At 67.6% G+C, this 16,430-nt stretch carries 14 protein-coding genes and 2 pseudogenes; 3 read left to right on the forward strand and 13 right to left on the reverse strand.

Annotated elements, in window-relative coordinates:
* Nucleotides 1–17 precede the first annotated feature (17 nt).
* From GGD82_RS19405 to GGD82_RS19435, 7 genes are all read right to left on the reverse strand, one after another.
* Nucleotides 18–890, reverse strand: a complete 873-nt coding sequence (locus GGD82_RS19405) for a CheR family methyltransferase (protein ID WP_246164017.1) — start codon at nt 888–890, stop codon at nt 18–20.
* On the reverse strand, nt 887–1,525 hold the full coding sequence (locus tag GGD82_RS19410) for a HEAT repeat domain-containing protein (protein WP_150064038.1): 639 nt from the start codon (nt 1,523–1,525) through the stop codon (nt 887–889). The genes GGD82_RS19405 and GGD82_RS19410 overlap by 4 nt, the downstream gene beginning before the upstream one ends.
* Nucleotides 1,526–1,597: 72 nt before the next feature.
* Complete coding sequence (gene cheB / locus GGD82_RS19415) at nt 1,598–2,680, reverse strand: chemotaxis-specific protein-glutamate methyltransferase CheB (RefSeq protein ID WP_150064039.1); 1,083 nt, start codon at nt 2,678–2,680, stop codon at nt 1,598–1,600.
* 109 nt (nt 2,681–2,789) lie between these two features.
* The gene (locus GGD82_RS19420) at nt 2,790–4,400 is read right to left on the reverse strand and encodes a chemotaxis protein CheW (protein WP_150064040.1); all 1,611 of its coding nucleotides are present in this window, start codon (nt 4,398–4,400) and stop codon (nt 2,790–2,792) included.
* Nucleotides 4,401–4,461: 61 nt separating this feature from the next.
* Complete coding sequence (locus tag GGD82_RS19425; RefSeq protein WP_211364848.1) at nt 4,462–6,303, reverse strand: methyl-accepting chemotaxis protein; 1,842 nt, start codon at nt 6,301–6,303, stop codon at nt 4,462–4,464.
* 439 nt (nt 6,304–6,742) lie between these two features.
* Nucleotides 6,743–7,429, reverse strand: coding sequence for an NnrU family protein (locus GGD82_RS19430; protein WP_150064042.1), 687 nt, complete (start codon nt 7,427–7,429; stop codon nt 6,743–6,745).
* 23 nt (nt 7,430–7,452) lie between these two features.
* Nucleotides 7,453–8,631 carry an NnrS family protein gene (locus GGD82_RS19435; protein ID WP_150064043.1) on the reverse strand — a complete coding sequence of 393 codons (1,179 nt, stop codon included), beginning with the start codon at nt 8,629–8,631 and terminating at the stop codon, nt 7,453–7,455.
* A 284-nt stretch (nt 8,632–8,915) separates the two neighbouring features.
* On the opposite strand from GGD82_RS19435, the gene GGD82_RS19440 reads away from it, so the two are divergent.
* On the forward strand, nt 8,916–9,632 hold the full coding sequence (locus GGD82_RS19440) for a Crp/Fnr family transcriptional regulator (protein ID WP_150064044.1): 717 nt from the start codon (nt 8,916–8,918) through the stop codon (nt 9,630–9,632).
* A gap of 14 nt (nt 9,633–9,646) precedes the next feature.
* Here GGD82_RS19440 and GGD82_RS19445 read toward each other — a convergent pair whose 3' ends face one another.
* The 5 genes from GGD82_RS19445 to GGD82_RS21650 form a co-directional block, all read right to left on the reverse strand.
* Entirely contained in the window at nt 9,647–11,593 is a 1,947-nt protein-coding gene (locus tag GGD82_RS19445) for a nitric oxide reductase activation protein NorD (protein ID WP_150064045.1), read from the reverse strand.
* A gap of 7 nt (nt 11,594–11,600) precedes the next feature.
* Entirely contained in the window at nt 11,601–12,410 is an 810-nt protein-coding gene (locus tag GGD82_RS19450; RefSeq protein WP_150064046.1) for a CbbQ/NirQ/NorQ/GpvN family protein, read from the reverse strand.
* 4 nt (nt 12,411–12,414) lie between these two features.
* Nucleotides 12,415–13,779: a cbb3-type cytochrome c oxidase subunit I gene (locus tag GGD82_RS19455; protein ID WP_150064047.1), complete on the reverse strand. Its 1,365-nt coding sequence runs from the start codon at nt 13,777–13,779 to the stop codon at nt 12,415–12,417.
* Nucleotides 13,780–13,792: 13 nt separating this feature from the next.
* A complete protein-coding gene (locus GGD82_RS19460) occupies nt 13,793–14,233 on the reverse strand; it encodes a c-type cytochrome (protein WP_311731994.1) in 441 nt (146 codons plus the stop codon).
* A gap of 85 nt (nt 14,234–14,318) precedes the next feature.
* Nucleotides 14,319–14,792: a DUF2274 domain-containing protein gene (locus GGD82_RS21650; protein ID WP_375782140.1), complete on the reverse strand. Its 474-nt coding sequence runs from the start codon at nt 14,790–14,792 to the stop codon at nt 14,319–14,321.
* On the opposite strand from GGD82_RS21650, the pseudogene GGD82_RS19470 reads away from it, so the two are divergent.
* Nucleotides 14,727–14,993: pseudogene (locus GGD82_RS19470) on the forward strand (transposase); the annotation flags it as partial. The gene GGD82_RS21650 and the pseudogene GGD82_RS19470 sit on opposite strands and share 66 nt — an antisense overlap.
* Before the next feature lie 252 nt (nt 14,994–15,245).
* Here GGD82_RS19470 and GGD82_RS19475 read toward each other — a convergent pair.
* A complete protein-coding gene (locus tag GGD82_RS19475; RefSeq protein ID WP_150064049.1) occupies nt 15,246–15,707 on the reverse strand; it encodes a hypothetical protein in 462 nt (153 codons plus the stop codon).
* A gap of 178 nt (nt 15,708–15,885) precedes the next feature.
* On the opposite strand from GGD82_RS19475, the pseudogene GGD82_RS19480 reads away from it, so the two are divergent.
* Nucleotides 15,886–16,266 (forward strand): annotated as a pseudogene (locus tag GGD82_RS19480) (nickel/cobalt transporter); the annotation flags it as partial.
* Nucleotides 16,267–16,430: the final 164 nt, after the last annotated feature.

Genomic DNA, 16,430 nt, shown 5'->3' on the forward strand with positions numbered 1-16,430 from the left:
GGATTCGGGCCATCGCCTCAGCCTCCGTTCTCGGCGCGCGGCTTTTGGTACACGATGCCGTCTGCGAAGCGGCGCACCTGAAACAGGCCGGACATCCGGCTCATGGACTCCGAATGCCCCAGGAAGATGAACCCGCCCGGTGACATGGCGCCGTACAGGGTTTCGACAGCCGCGCGGCGCGACTGGTCGTCAAAGTAGATCAGCATGTTCCGGCAATAGACGACGTCGATGTTGGCGTAGCCGCGCATGTCGTTCACGTCGGTGATATTGGCGCGGCTGAAGTTGACCGAGCGCCGCAGCATCTCGGAAATCTGCCAGACATCGGACGTCTTGGCCTCAAAGTAGCGGTCCAGTACGGGGCGCGGCAAAAACCCGATGGAGCGTTTGCCGTAGCACCCGGCCCGCGCCTTTTCCAGCGCGTTGGTATCGATATCGCTCGCCAGGATTTCCACGTCCCAGGTTTCGATGCCGGGCCAGTGTTCCAGCAGGTGCAGGGCGATCGAGTACGGCTCTTCCCCGGTGGAGCAGGGCAGCGACCAGATGCGGATGATGTCGCCCGCGCGCTTGTGCCGGGCGATCTCCGGCAGCACGTCGCGTACCATGGCGCGGAACTGGTAGTCCTCGCGGTAGAAATAGGTCTCGTTGGTGGTCAGCAGGTTGGTCAGCGCCTGCAATTCGGTCTGCGCCGCCTCGAACCGCAGCGCCATGAAGTAGGACCGAAAAGAGTCGTGACCGGTCTCGCGGATGCGGCTTTCCAGGCGCTTGTCGACGAAGTATCGCTTGCTGTCCTCGAAGCGGATTCCCGTCTTGCGGTAGAAATAGGTGCGGAACCGATCGTATTCGTCGGCCGAAATGGCGGTCGCCGTCTCCATTTCAGCCTGGAGCGTCACGATGCGCTTCCTTCGATCCGATCCAGCAGCAGGCCGCAGACAAACGCGACATAGGGGTCGTCGGCGAACCGGGTGCGCGCCGCCAACGCTGCCGGAGCCATCGCCGGGTCCGCCAGCTCCAGCGCGTGATCGAGCGCCGTGCCTACCACATTCGGGTGCGTATCCTCGGCGATCACCCGCGTGAGCCAGGCTGTGGTCTGGGGATGGCGCAGATCCCGCAGTACGTTGACGGTGAAAATCCGCACATCCGGATCGTCCGCGGTCAGCATGGTGTCGATTAGGTCCGGCACATCATCGGGAAGCTCAGCCAGAGCGGCGATCGCTTCATTGCGGAGGTGCGCGTCTTCGCTGCGCAGCAGATCAACAAGACCGCGCGCAGCCACCGGCCCGCCAGTCGCCGCAAGAGCGTCGAACAGCGCTTGACGCACCGCCAGATCCGGCTCGACCGGCAGGCGCGCAAGCACGGCGTCGACGCCCGTGGGCTCACCCCGCGCGGACAGGGCGGCCTCCCACCGGCGCTCGGGATTCGGATCCGCGAGGTCCGTGACCGGACGGGCCAGATTGGGCGCGTCCGGTCCCCCGTCCGGCTGTGAACTCGGCCGGGGCGTATGGTTGTCGGCGCTCAGGAGTCCCATCGCTGTGTCTCCGTCAGTCCGAACCCAGAGTCCGCAGCCCAGGCGCCGCCCGTGTGATCGTGGGGACGGGCTCTAGGCCGAGGCCAGGCGGTGCCGTGCGGTCTGCGCCAAGGTAACGCGCTCGATCAGATGGCCGGCGATGTCCGACCCGTCGAGCACGACCGAGGCCCCGCCCAATTCGATCAACTCGCGCGGCATGCCGAACACGACGCTCGATCGTTCCGATTCCGCGACGGTGTGGCCGCCCCGCTGGTGCAACTCGGCGAAGCGGACGGCGCCGTCATTGCCCATGCCGGTCATCTGCACCCCAATGATGCGGTCCGCGGGCACGACATGCATGGCCGACTCGACCAGCCGATCTACGCTGGGGTGCCAGAGGGTGGCATCTTCGGTCATCGGCGCGGCCACAAGCCGGCCCAGGCGTCGCTCCACCACCAGATCGGTCCCGCCCGCGCCCAGGTAGACGGTGCCCGCGTGCAGGGGATGGGCCTTGTTGACCTCCATCACGGAGACGGCGCTCATGGCGTCCAGGCGTTCTGCGAAGACGCGCGTGAAATGGGGGGGCATATGCTGCGCGACGAGAACGGGGTAGGGGAAGTCGGCGGGCAGGGCCGCGACGATGCCTTCCAGCATCTTCGGGCCCCCGGTCGAGATGCCGATCACCACCACCCCCGGAATATCGCGTGAGGAAGGCGATGTGCGCGGGCGCTTCGCCTGTTCGCGCACCATACCGACGCGGGGCCGCACCGGGGTCCGTGCCCGCCGGCTGCCGGCCGCCGCCCTGACTTTTGCGACCAGGTGCGGCACCACCTCGGCGAGGCGGAGCGACACGGTCCCGTCGGGCTTCGGCACGAAGTCCACGGCGCCCAGTTCAAGGGCTTCGAACGTGGCAAGCGCGCCGCGCGTGGTCAAAGACGAGAGCATCACGACCGGCACCGGGTGGTCCGTCATGATGTGGCTGAGACAGGTCAACCCGTCCATCACCGGCATGTTGATATCGAGGGTCACGACATCCGGATGCAGCGCCGTAATCCGCTCCAGAGCGTCCTGACCGTCGTGGGCCACATGGACTTCGAAATCGCCCTCCGCTTCGAAGGCGCGGCGAATGCTCCGTCGCATCAACGCCGAGTCATCCACCACCAGCACCGTTGTCATGGTCTTTCTCCGGCCAATTCTGCCGTGTGGAGAGAACGTAGGGGATCCGGTTCGTTCAGACCGACCCGGGGTCGCGTGTGTGTCGTGTTGAGGGGGCGCGTGGCCGCGCTCAGGCCGCCGCCGGGACCCCGCCTCCGGTCGTGTCTATTCCTTCCATCAGCCGGCACGGGTCGACCAGCAGGATCAGGCGGTTGCCGCCATTCAGCTTCACGGCTCGGCTGAGCACGCGCTGTTCCACGGTGGACATGCGGGGTGTCTCGATCACGGCGTCGGCGGGCATGCGCAGCACCTCGCTGACGCCGTCCACGACAAAGCCGGTGCGGCGCCCGTTGAGGTCCAGCACGATCACCCGCTGGCGGTCGCCGCGTGCCTGCTTCGGCAGGCCGAGCCGCACCCGCAGATCGATGACCGGCAGCACCCCGCCGCGCAGGTTCATCATGCCTTCGACATAGGCCGAGGTCTTGGGCACCTCGGTCATGACGTCCGGCACCCGCAGGATTTCCTGCACATGCTCGACCATGATGCCGAATTCCTGGTCGATCATCTGGAAGACGATGGCCTGTAGATCCTCGGCGCCGGGTTCCGTTGTCATCTTACTCTCCCTGACCGCGTCTTCCGGGTCGTCGCGTTCGGGCCCCGCGCCCACGCCCGCGGGCAGAGCACCGCTTCGGAACATGCGGTCGATCCCCAGCACCGAGACCAAGCGACGCCCATCGTCCAGCCGGCAGATGGCCGTGATGTCGCCCCGGGAGCCTTCGGCGAGGAGGTCTGGAACCTCACTGACGGCCTTCGGGTCGATCCGGATCACGGCGTTGACCTTGTCCACGACCAGACCGATGCGCCGCAGCGCACCACTGCGATCCGCCGTGCGGACGACGACGACGCGGTGGCTGTCGCTCAGCGGTTCGGTGGGCAGGCCAAGCATCCGGCGCATGCACACCAGCGGCAGCACCCGGCTGCGCAGCGTGATGATTCCCAGAACATGGGGTGGGGCGTTCGGTACCGTGCCGATGGAGTCCGGCACGCGCACGATCTCGTCCACGTGCTCTATGGCGAGGCCGTAGTCCTGTCCGGCCAGACAGACCGACACGAGCCGGTTGGCTTCGTCCTCGCCCTCGGTGTCCGCGACGACGCGGCCAAGGTCCGAGAGGCCGAGGGAGGTCTCGGCGGCCTCCCGGATGTCCGCCAGCGAGAACTTGAGGCCGACGACCTTTTCCGGATCGACAAGCTGGACCAGCGCGCCGCCGGGCTGCTTCACCACGCCATCGAGAAGGTCACGCCCGACAAAGCTTTCGATATCCTCGGCCGGGTCGACATCGCGGGCTTCGACGTGCATCACGCGGGCCACGCGGTCGACCACCAAGCCTACGGTCTGGCCGATATCGACCACGATGACGCGCGTGGCCTCGTCGGTGGTTCGGGGCTCCAAGCCGACGAGGGTGCGGAAATCCAGAATGGGCAGAACCCGCCCGCGCAGGTTGGCCAGGCCGAGCAGGGCCGTCGGGGTCATCGGCACCATCACCGCGCGCGGCACCCGAATGATCTCCAACACCTTGGTCATGCAGAAGGCGAACGCCTGATCGCCGACCGCAAAGCCGACGTGCTCCGAACTGACCAAGGTCGCGTCGTCCGGAGACGCACCGTCCGGCGGGGGAAGAGCTGCATCCGGTGGCGCAGCCGAGGCCGGGGTGCCGGCCGTGTCTTCCGTCTTGTCGTCCATGCCACGCCACTCCAAACCAGAAGGGGGAGACGGGGCGCGCTCGCCCCTGTCCCGCGACGGCCTAGACCGCCGTCTGGAGTTCGTCGGCCGTGGAGGCGATCTCCTCGATGGCGCGGCTCAACTCGCCGGCGCTCTGGCGTTGCTGGCGTGCGGCCGACGCCGCCTGTTCGGCCGCCTTGCGCGCCTGCTCGGCGGCCGAGGCGATCTGCTCCATCCCAGTCTTGGCCTCGTCGACCGAGGTCAGGATCTCCTGGCTGGCGGTCAGGGCTGCCTTGCCGTTGTTTTGCACGCCGAGCGTTTCGCGCTCAATGCGACCGAGCGCCTCGCGCGATTTCGCCGCGCGGGCCGATTCCTGCTGGGCCTCGCCGGCGATTTCCGACAGATCGCGGCGCACGGTCCGGATCTGGTCGCGGATCGCCTTCACCAGGTCCTTGATCTGCTCGGCGTTCTCGCTGGCGTCGTTGGCGAGGTTCTGAATGTCGGTGGAGACGACGGCGAAGCCCTTGCCATATTCGCCGGCCCGGGCGGCTTCCACCGCGCCGTTGACCGCCAGCATGGACGTCTGGATCGCCACGTTGGCGATGGAATCCACGATTTTGTCGATGCGGCCGCTCAACTCGTCCAGTTCCGAGATCTCTTCCACGCCCTTTGATGCGTTTTCCGCCGCCGAGTCGATGCCCCCGATCATTTCGGTGACGGCTGCACGGTTCTCGTTCAACAGGCCGGTCAGCTTGTCGGTCATGTCCACCGCCTGCTGCGCCTTGCCTTCGCTCTCCTTGGCGCCTTTCGCGATTTCGCCGATGGCCGTGGCGCCCTGCTCGACGGCGGCCGCCTGTTGCTGAGCACCGGCCGCGATCTGGGTGATGGCATCCATGATCTCGTTGGCGGAGCGATCCAGCTCGCTGATGGTGGCCGACAGTTCCTCGGCGGCGGCGGCGACCTCCTCGGAGCTTTTGCCGATATCCGGGCTGCTCTTCAGTTCCTCGGCCAGTTCGTCGAGCGCGGCCGACGCGGCGTTGGACTCGTCGAGCGCCTGGGACTGCTGCGCAACGGACTTCCGCGCTTCCTCACAGGCGTGGGACTGCTCCTCGGCGGCGGCGGCCACCTGTTCGCCGCCTTTCGTCGCCTGCTCGCTGGCGGCTGACATCTGTTCGGTTGTCGCGACGATCTCCTCGGCGGCTTTCTGAATCAGGGTCATGTCGGCGACGATGATATCGAGCTGGCTGACCACGCTCTTGCCCCGCTCCACCTCGGCCTGGGCGCTTTGCGCCGACTCGCGCGATGCGGCGGCAATGCGGCCCGACATTTCCCGGATCTGCTGGATCAGGGTTTCGATGCTGGTGGCGTTCTTTTCCGACCGCTCGGCCAGGGCGCGCACCGTGTCGGCGACGACCGCGAAGCCCTTGCCGTGGGTGCCGGCGCGCGCGGCCTCGATCGCCGCGTTCAGCGCCAGCAGGTTGGTCTGATCGGCGATCCGGATGACCGCGTTGACCGCTTCGATGATATCGTTGGCCCGCTTCTCTAGGTCGTTGAGTTGCGCGACCGATCCGGTCTGGCGGTCCGCCGCGCGCGACACGTTCTGGACCAGCGCCCGGATGTCGTCGCCGATCTCGCCGACATTGCGGGCCAGCAGGACGGTCTTGTCGCGGGAGTTCCGCGCCCCGTCGAGCTGGACGCGCATGCGGCCGTTGATCTGGCCCAGAGCCGCGACACTTTGTTCCGACGCGGCGGCGGCTTGTTCGGCGCCGGCCGCGATCTGCTCCATGTTCCGGCCCAGTTCCTCGGACGCGGCGGAGGCCTCCTGCACGCCCGACGTTAATTCGCTGGTGGCGGAGGCGACGCGCTCCGCGGCTTGCTGCTGGCGCGCCAGGGTGCGGGCTCGCCGACGCTTCTCATCCGCCATACCGCCACCGGAAGCCGCCGCGCCACCGCTGGGTCGGGTGGGGGAGCGCCTGACGTCCCGACCGGATGGTGACGTCGTCGTGCTCGCGCCGCCGTTCGCCTTTCTGGACGTCGACGGAGAGGTCGTCTGCATCAGGGCCATGAAGACGTGTCCCTTTGTTGGTCGCGGGGCCGGCGCGATGATCGACAAACGCGCCGGCCAAACCGGGGCCTTTTATGAATCGCGTGCGGTGTGCCGAGGCGGCCGAACGGTCGCTCCCCTGCGCACAAGTGCAGTGGGATAGCAATTCCAGTGCCACGCCGTATCTGCGGCTACGCTTTAGGAGACGTACCACATCGTGTCGGTGTGTCGCGGAGACGGCACGCAAAGAGGGAGCGGTCGCAACGGGCCCTCATCTTGACGATCATTTTGCATCGCAGATTGGCGCTGACGGGTGATTTTAGGCGCCATATACACGCAAAACGGCGGCGAGGGGATCCGGTCCGATCACCGGCCCGTGGAGGAACAGCACGGCCAGATAGAGCCCAAGGCCCACGATCCAGGTGATGAGGCGTGGCATGCGATGACGAAACGGGGCCCGCGCCATGTCCGTGCGCCAGGCGGCCAGACGCTCCACGCCGTGAGTGCGTCGGGCTTTCGCCGCGCCGATGGTCGGTCCGGCTAGGGACAGGGCCAGCAGGGACCCGAACAGGACGGCCTGGACCGCGTCCCCGTTGGCGATCAGATGAGCGCCCGCCCACAGGGCGAAGGCTACGGGAAGGGGATGGCGGATCAGCCCGGCCGTCCCCGGTCGGGCGGGGTTGAACGGGCCCCGGGCGAAGGACAGGGAAAAGGGGTTCGGTTCCAGCACCGCCGCCGCCAGCAGTACACAGACCGGCGCCATAACCGCGACCAGCATGGCGGTGGTCCAGGGGAACGGCCCCCACAGCCAGACATAGGGGGCGCGGATGGCCGCCGAGATGACCCAGGTCAACAGGGCCAGGGAGACCCCCGAATAGACGATCCGGTAGGGGCGCGCCCCCAGGCCGGCCAGCAGGCGCCCCCGGATTCCCGGCAGGCCCGCCACCGCGTGGGAGCCAATGAAGGCGACCAACGCGGCCCCGAATTCCGCGAAACTGCCAACCATGGTCCGCCCACTCCATCCTGGATTCATCCGCCGCCCGTTTCGCGCCGTGGCACAACCTGGATCGGGCCGTAGCGCAGCAGATAGAGGGTGAAGCCCCCAATCCAAGCTCCGCCGGACGTCAGGAGCAACGGCATGTACAGCCCGTCCGACAGGCCCGCCCAGACCCGCGTCGCGGCGGCGGTGAGCAGCAGCAGGTAGACCAGGGTCGTCACCCAGCCCGCGTGCAGCGGCCGGCCGCTGTGTCCGAGCGTTGCGCGGGTCATGACGGCCACGATCATGACGGTGATGGCGCCGGCCGTCAGACCGTGCAGGGCTGCTACCTCCGGCACCAGATCGGGCCATCCAGCGGACAGCGCCGCCAGCAGCAGGCCGAGCGGGATACCCAGGTACCCGAGATGCAGGATCCAGACCAACGGTTCGGCGCCTGTCGCCATTCCGCGCCAGCGCGACAACCGAATCAGATTGGCCACGCCGGCCAGTCCCAACAGGACGGTCCCCGCCCAGCCCTGCGGCTGGACCGTCCAGACCAGCAACGCCACCAGGGTTGCGATCAAGACGGCCGTATCGAAGCGGCCGAACGGTGCCGGCAGCCGTTCCGCCTTGCGCTGGGCCAGCCAGTTGCGCGTGAAGCTGGGCACGATGCGGCCACCGATCAACGCGATAAGTCCCACCAGGACGGCGATGCCCAGGCGCGGCCCGATGGTCTCGTCGGGCAGAAGAAAGGCGGATTCCAGCCAATCCCATACGTTGGCCAGGGCCAGCAGGCCCAGCGCGGCGCCCACGGGCAGGTTGCGCCGGTTTCCCCCGGCGATCACCTCCCGGACCACGACGACGCACAGAGTCACCGGAAAGGCCACGTCTACCACCGCCGCCAGCGGCCAGGGCACCGGCAGCGCCGCCAGCACGCGGGCCGCCGCCCAGAGCAGGACCAGCAGGAGCAGCGGCACGCCCGACAGTGGCAGGCGCCCGGTCCAGTTCGGCACGGCCGTCAACACGAAGCCCGCGACGGCGGCCCCGGCGAAACCGAACAGCATCTCGTGGGCGTGCCAAGACAGAGGGTCCATCGGACCGCGCAGCAGGACACCGCCCCGCAGGAACAGCAGCCACAGGGCCATGGCCACCAGGGCATAGACCCCGGACAGTAGGAAGAATGGGCGGAAGCCCCGTTCCAGGAAGCCTCCGCTCTTGATGCGAGGTGTCATGGGGTGGATCCGTTCGGGGTTGGAGGAAGGGGAAGAGGCCGTCCGGCCGAGACGCGACCCGCGTCGTCAGGGCACCGTCCCGGCGCGACCCGCCTGATTCCAGACGTCGCGGGAGACCCCAGCGCGTTCGACATCGACGTGCTGAAACACCAGAATACGCATGGTCGGTCCTTTCCCGTGCGTTCCTCTCCTGGGCCGCATGCCGTCGGGACAGCCCCCATGCGGGGCGTCGCGGAGCCGGCCGTGGGTCCCTCATTCGTCCCGTGTGAAAAGAACTCTACGCCATGTCGCTCCGCCGCCCCGAAGACATCGCCTGCGCCCGACGGTCCGTTCTGCTGCGCGGTCTGGCCGACGATGCCCTTCAGGATATCCTGGCATCCGCGACCGTGCAGGACGCCCCGCACGGAACCACGCTGTTCGTCGAGGGAGACCCCGCGCACAGCGTCTATGTCGTGCTGGAGGGCTGGATCAAGCTGTGCCGCCTCTCGCCGAGCGGCGCGGAGGCGGTGGTCGGCGTGTTCGCCCGCGGCGAGAGCTTCGCGGAGGCGGTCGCCTTCCGCAACGCAACCTATCCGGTTAACGCCGAGGCCGTGACCGACGCGCGCCTGTTGCGCCTGGACGTGGCGACCCTGCTCGACCGCATGCATCGACGCCCCGACCTCGGGCCGGCCATCCTGGCGGCCGCCTTCAGTCATCTGCACGCGCTGGTGCAGCAGGTGGAGCAACTCAAGGCCCGCACGGGCGCGCAACGTCTGGCGGCGTTCCTGGTGGACCTGTGTCCGGCTGATGCGGGGGCGTGTACCGTGACGCTGCCCTATGACAAGGCGCTGCTGGCCGGGCGCCTCGGCATCCAGCCGGAGAGCCTCAGCCGTGCGTTCGGCCGGTTGCGGGATGCCGGCGTCCAGGTACGGCAGAATCAGGCTGCCATTGACGACGTTGCGCGCTTGCGGGCGTTCGTCGACCAGGACCGCGCCGAGTTCTGGCGCAAGGGCGAGGGATGACGCCCGCGGCCCCGTCATGAGACCACCAGATGGCGGTAGAGATCGGGCAGGGCGGTCGTCAACCGGTCCGCCTCTCGGATGACGGCGTAGCCCCCGCGCCCGAACAGGCGCGGAAACCAGCGCTGTCCCTCGGTGTCCACCGTGATACCGAAGACAGCATGGCCCTGGCGTCGGGCTTCCCGCACGGCCATGCGGCTGTCTTCGATGCCGTGGCGGCCTTCATAGTGGTCGATGTCGTTCGGTTTGCCGTCGGTGATGATCAGCAGCAACCGCCTTGCCTGCGGCTGACGCCCGAGCCCGGCCGCGACATGGCGGATCGCGGCTCCAAGGCGGGTGTAGTGCCCGGGGGCTAACCCGGCGATGCGGGCCTCCACGGCCGCCCCCATCGGTTCGGTGAAGTCCTTGACTCGGGACAGGAACACATGATGGCGGCGACGCGAGGAAAACGCGCTGATGGCGCAGGCGTCCCCGGCCGCGGTCACGCCCCAGGCCAGCGCGGTCAGGGCCTCGCGTTCGATCTCGATGATCGGGCGTCCCGCGACCACGCTTTCGGTCGAGCGGGAGACATCGAGTAGGATCGAGACCGCGAGGTCGCGCGCCTCCTGACGCGCGGCGCGCCAGACCCGGTCCGATTCCTCGCCGGTGGCGGCAAGGTCGGCGCGCGCGCGGACCACGGCGTCAAGGTCGAGATCCGCCCCGTCCGGCTGCGCGGGCAGCAGAACGCGGCGCGGACGCAGGGCCTCGAACCGGCGCTGCACCATCCGGATCCGGCGGGCCGCGCGCGGATCCGGCGGCGGCAGGGCAACCGCGGGCTCGGCCGGGCTGTCCAGCACACGCACATGATCGGGCAAATAAACCCCGCGCCGGGCGTCCCATTCCGGATAGGTGACGGGCGCCGACAGGCGGGCGCGCTCCGCCTCTTCCGGCGCGAGGTCGAGGTGCAGGCGCAGGCGCGTCGCCGGGGCTTGGCCCGTCTGCGTCAGAGTCACCTCGTCGAGATCGTCGGCGGCCTTGCGGGCGCCGTCCGGGTCGTCGTCCTCCACCCGGCGGTTGACGTTGAGGAACGCCGCGAAGGACAGGATGGCTTCGAAGCGGTGGAGAATCAGGCTGTCGCGGCGCTGCGGTCGATCCGCGCGCCGGCGGCGGGCGCGGTGGGTGGTCTCCGCCGTGTCCGGCGGCGGGCCCGCGGAGGCCGTGTCGGAGTCCGCCGGGGTGCCGTCTCCGGTCACGAACGGGCGCAGGTCGGGCCACAGCGGGACGGGCCGCGCCGGGCGGTAGCCGCGTGGGGCCGAAAAGGCAGACAGGTCGGAACCGTCCGTCGTGACCGCCTCGGTCATCCGGCGGGCGAGGGGGGCGGTCGGGGCCGGGGCCCCCAGCCGGTGTGCGATGACCGCTTCCACCGCCCGTTCGAAGGGCGGCAGGGCGTGGCGAGGGCGCTGGCGCAGACTGTGAGCGGCCAACGTCGTGTGGACGGACCGAAGCCCCGGACAGGCGACCAACGTCGCCCGGGTCAGACGGTCCGCGAGGGCCAGCGCCCGCAGGTCCGCGCGCAGTGGATCGGTGTCCGGGGGCGGCGGTTCCGCTGCGGCGTGCGCCAGCATGGCCGCGAGCCACAGATACAGCGCCGTGTTCGCGTCCCGAGACGGGAACACGGCCATGCGGGGGGGCAGACGCAGGCTGGCGCCGTCGAAGGACGCGCGGTGCAGCCGCTCCGATTCCGTGCCAAGACGACGGCGGCGCGACAGCCGGTGACGGCTGGGCTCCGGCGCGGCCGCACGGATCGCGACCGAGGCGGCACCCCCCAGGCCCCGGAACAGCACGGCCAGCCGTGCCTCGACCGCGCTCAGGTCCACGGCCGCGTCGTCATGGGTGGCCGGGGCGTCGAAGCGCGTAGCGACATCGTGCCACAGCCGGCCGACGCTCTCCTCGGGTTCCCAGGGTGTGAAGGCGATCCCCGGCATGGCGGCCTCACCCGAACACGGCCGTGAACAGGTCCAGCAGGCCGCGCTTCACCTCCGCGTCGTCGGTCAGCGGCTCGATGAGGGCCGCGCGCACGGCGCGCTCCACCGGCATACCCTGGGCGATCAGCGTTGCGCCATAAACGAGCAGGCGCGTTGACACGCCTTCTTCCAGGTCCTGCCCCTTGAGGGCGCGCAACTTACCGGCCAGCCGTACCAGGGGGGCGACGCGATCGGCTGCCAAGCCGCTTTCGGCGGCGACGATCGCGGTTTCCTGGTCGGGCGGCGCAAAGTCGATCGCGATCGACAGGAACCGCTGCCGGGTGGAGGGCTTCAGGGTCTTCAGGATGTTCTGGTAGCCCGGGTTGTAGGACGCCACCAGCATGAACCCGGGTGCCGCCGTCAGATCCTCGCCGGTGCGGTCGATCAACAGGCGGCGGCGGTCGTCGGTCAGCGGGTGCAGCACCACGGTGACATCCTTGCGGGCCTCCACCACCTCGTCGAGGTAGCAGATGGCGCCCTCCCGCACCGCCCGGGTCAGGGGGCCGTCCACCCACACGGTCTCGCCGCCCTTGAGCAGATAGCGCCCGATCAGGTCCGCCGCCGACAGGTCGTCGTGACAGGCCACGGTGTACAGGGGCCGACCCAGCCGCGCCGCCATGTGGGACACCAACCGCGTCTTGCCGCAACCGGTCGGTCCCTTCAGCAGCAGCGGCAGGCCGAGCGCGTGGGCGTGGGCGAACACATCGCATTCGTCGCCCTGCGGCCGGTAGAAGGGGGCGCCGACCGCCCCCTCCTCGTCATGGCCCATAACGTCCATGGACCTACTCCGCCGCTACGGTGGCGTCGGTCGAGATCACCTCGCGTCGGGGCACCAGCAGCGCATACAGGAACAGGAGGGCTCCGAGCACGAACACCGCGCCGGCCCCGAAGCGCATCCAGTAGAAGACGGCCAACTGGTCCTGCACCGCCATGTAATCCTGGCCCAGCACCCGCTGCAGGTGGGTCTGGATCGTGCCGGCGAAGGTCAGCACGATGCTCATGAATGCCATGCCGCCGCTCATCAGCCAGAAGCTCGCCATGTTGAGCACCTGGTTGTAGGGGTCGCGGTTGCGCAGGATTGGCAGCGCGTAGGTGAAGACCGCCAGATTGAGCGAAACGTAGGCCCCGAAGAAGGCCAGATGGGCGTGCGCCGCCGTGATCTGGGTGCCGTGGGTGTAGTAGTTGATCCCGTGCAGGGTATGCATGAAGCCCCACACGCCGGCCCCGAAAAAGGCGAACACCACCGTCCCCAGCGACCACAGAAGGGCGGCCTTGTTCGGGTGGTCGCGCCGTCCCTTCCATACCATGACGAAGGCAAAGGCCATCATGGCGAAGAACGGCACCACCTCCAGCGACGAAAAGATCGAGCCGATCCACTGCCAGTACGCGGGCGTGCCGATCCAGTAGTAGTGATGCCCGGTGCCCAGGATGCCGGAGAAAAGGGCGGTGCCGACGATGACGTACAGCCACTTCTCCACCACCTCGCGGTCGACGCCGGTCAGCTTGAGCATCAGATAGGCCAGGATGGCGGCCATGATGAGCTCCCAGACGCCTTCGACCCACAGGTGGATCACGTACCACCAGTACGTCTTGTCGAGTCCGAGGTTTTCCGGGTTGTAAAAGGCGAACAGGAACAGCAGCACCAGGCCCCACAGGCCGAGCAACAGCACGTTGGTCACCGCCGTCTTCGTGCCGCGCAGGGCCGTCATCGTGATGTTGTACAGGAAGATCACGCAGGCTACGGCCAGACCCAGCTTGACCCACAGCGGTTGCTCCAGGAACTCCCGGCCTTGCATACCAAGAAGCCAATGGCCCTCGAACGGGTTGAACAGATACGTCACAACCACGCCGGCCGTGCCCAACACCAGGATGCCAAGCTGCACATAGGCCAGGAGGGGGGAGTGCACCTCCCGCTCCGCCTCTTCCGGAACCAGGAAATAGGAGGCACCGAAGAAGCCGAGCAGCAGCCACACCACGAGGCTGTTGGTGTGCAGCATACGCACGATGTTGAACGGCAGAATCTCAGCCAGCGTGTTCGGAGCGACGTAAATCCATCCGGCGAGCAGTCCGGCCGAAACCTGCACCCCGAACAGCGCCAACGCCGTGATGACATACGCCGTGGCGATCGATTGTGTCTGATATTTCATCGGTCACGTCTCCTCAGCCGGCGTCGTTCGGGGGCCAGTCCTGGGTGTCCATGCGGTCGGCCCAGCGCAGGAACTCGGCCAGATCGCGGACCTCCTGATCGGTCAGGTCGAAGTGAGGCATCTGGCGCCGTCCGGGGATCCCCGTCGGCTGTGCGTCGATCCATCCGCGCAGGGCATAGAAGGGCCCCTCGGGGTCGTCGATGACGCCCCAGCGGGTCATGACGTTGCCGACCTCCGGGGCGAAGTACGCGCCCTCGCCGTGGAGCGTGTGGCAGTTGATGCAGGCGTGGGTTTCCCAAACGTGTTTGCCGCGCGCGACGCTGTCCGTCAGGCCCTCGGAGTCCGTCGAGGTGTTCACGATGTAGAAATGGCTATGCACCGTGAGTGCGACAAAAACGATGATGAAGAACAATGAGCCGCCATAGAAAATGTTTGCGGCCATCGTCTTGGTCATGACCTGGCGCATCGCGGATCCTTTCGGGAGCGAGTGTCACGGCCCTCAGAATGCGGATCGGAGGCGCCAGCCTCCTTAACCAAAGTCAAACGCGATAAATGAATCGGTGTGAAGCGACCCTGGTGCGCCGGAGGCCCCCCGGCGTGAGAGGGCGCGCGGCACACCATGAGCAAGACAGAGATCGCGACGAGGTCTGCGCCTGCCGCCCGCGACCGAGCGGAGCGGATGGTGCCGATCCAGCCGCCGTTCCGCGACGGAGAGACCGGAGCGATGACGGTCCGGCGGCGGCGTCCTCGCCCTCGGCCAGACCGTTCTTGTGGGCCCGGGCGAAGGCGCGGTCGTCCTTGAGGAACGCCCGCAGCATGAAGGGGATCAGATCGGCCACGCTTTCCGTCTCGCCGTGGGCGGCCTCGTAAACGCTGCGTCCTCTTTCAGCGCGGCGTTCAGCAGTGCGTCGAGGGTAACGGTCAGTCGGCCCGGGGTGCGGTCGGGCAGGGACCGCGTTCGGGACTATCTCATTGACGCCCTTGGAGATGATGGCGGTGTTCTGGGTGTTGATGAGACGGGGTTTTTAAAGAAGGGCGTCCATTCGGTTGGTGTCGCGCGGCAATACGCCGGGACGGCGGGTCGCATTGAGACTTGCCAGGTGGGTGTTTTTGCCTGCTACGCCAGCCGGTACGGTCACGCCCTGATTGACTGGCCACTCTATTTGCCGAAGACCTGGGCGGAGGTCCCCCCCGCGGTGTGCCAAGGCCCGGGTGTCCGCCCAGCAGCGCCGTCAGGCTCTCGGGAAACGGGACAAAAGGAGTCCACCGCCCGCCCGCCGCAGCGTGACTTTGGCCTTCGCCGGGCTCTTCACGACTTCCGAAATCCGAACACTCGTCATTCGTTTGCTGTCCACCCCCAGAACCCACCCGGCCTTCGCCTGGGCATGGTCCGGCTGGAGACAACGTCACCAAGCGCATGCCGCTCTCTGTCACCGTCGCACACGATCGAAACCGCAACTGTGGTACTAAGCGCGGGTATTAACGCCGACGGCTTGATCTTTATGCCCCTGCATAATCGACATAGCCGATTTCAACATCTTCAGGGTCGTTTCGTCGTTACGCGACAGTGCACCCTGGATGCCATCTCGCGCCTTCTGCATGAAGTCGTACCGCGTATCATCCCCACCCAGGGCCACTTCGCCACCAAGCCCACTGTTCACCGGAATTTTCATGGTCATCGCCATGAAGGGCCGACTATCATCAAGCGACATTTCCCCACTGCGGATTTGAGTGTTGACCCAATCGCGCATGTCTTGGCGGGTCATGCTGGTGAAATCCGCCTGCCTAGTGTTGCTGTCGGTCTTTTCAGTATTATCCTGAACAGCGGTTAATGCAGCCGAAAACGATGTGGAAGCCGAAGTGTCAGCGGTTGACGCCTGCGGACGCTGACTCGCGTACAGGTAGTTTGCTCCTGCATCAACTCGCATTCTCTTTCCCCTTGGCTCTTTCCCCTGTGGGCATGCAGTTTGGATTTTATCATGCGAGGCTTTCGGCATGGTTAAGAACCTCTCCGGTCCTGGATGTCGGCGCCGCGGATGGTCAGGCCAACCCATACCCCCAGGGTGTCGGTGACGATATGGCCTTCACGAGCACGGCGAGGGCTGCGGGTGCGGCCATTCCCACATGCCGACACCGGATCAAGTGACTGAGGCCGGGTCGTGGCGCCAGATCGCAGCCCTGGCCGTCGCCATCGGCCTGCGCCCCTGCACGGGGGCCATCCTGGTGCTGATCCTCAGCTTCAGTGTGGGGTTGTGGGCCGCCGGGGTCGCGGCGGCCCTGTGCATGGGCCTGGGAACCGCGTTGACCGTGTCCGTCTTGGCGGCCGTGGCCAGTATCCTCGGCAAGACGGCCGTGCCGCAGACGCACACCGGCCGTGCCCTCTGGTGGCCGCGCCTGCTCGGCGTGGCCGGCGGCGGTGTCATCTTCGGGTTCGGCCTCGTGCTGTTCCTGGCCGCCGTGCAACGGCCCCTGCATCCGCTGCTGTAGCCCCAGCGGACGCAGGAACGGGCGTCATGCGTCCGCCGCCATGAGGACCACTGCCGACCTTATTCGGCCGCCGAGGACGCCGGCTGGTCTGGTCCCGCGACGACCTCGCCCAGACGTTCGCGTAGGCCCTCCGCATCCAGGCCCTTGAGCCCGATGACGACCAG

The sequence above is a fragment of the Roseospira marina genome, from assembly GCF_014197855.1.
In the GTDB taxonomy this organism is placed as follows: domain Bacteria; phylum Pseudomonadota; class Alphaproteobacteria; order Rhodospirillales; family Rhodospirillaceae; genus Rhodospira; species Rhodospira marina.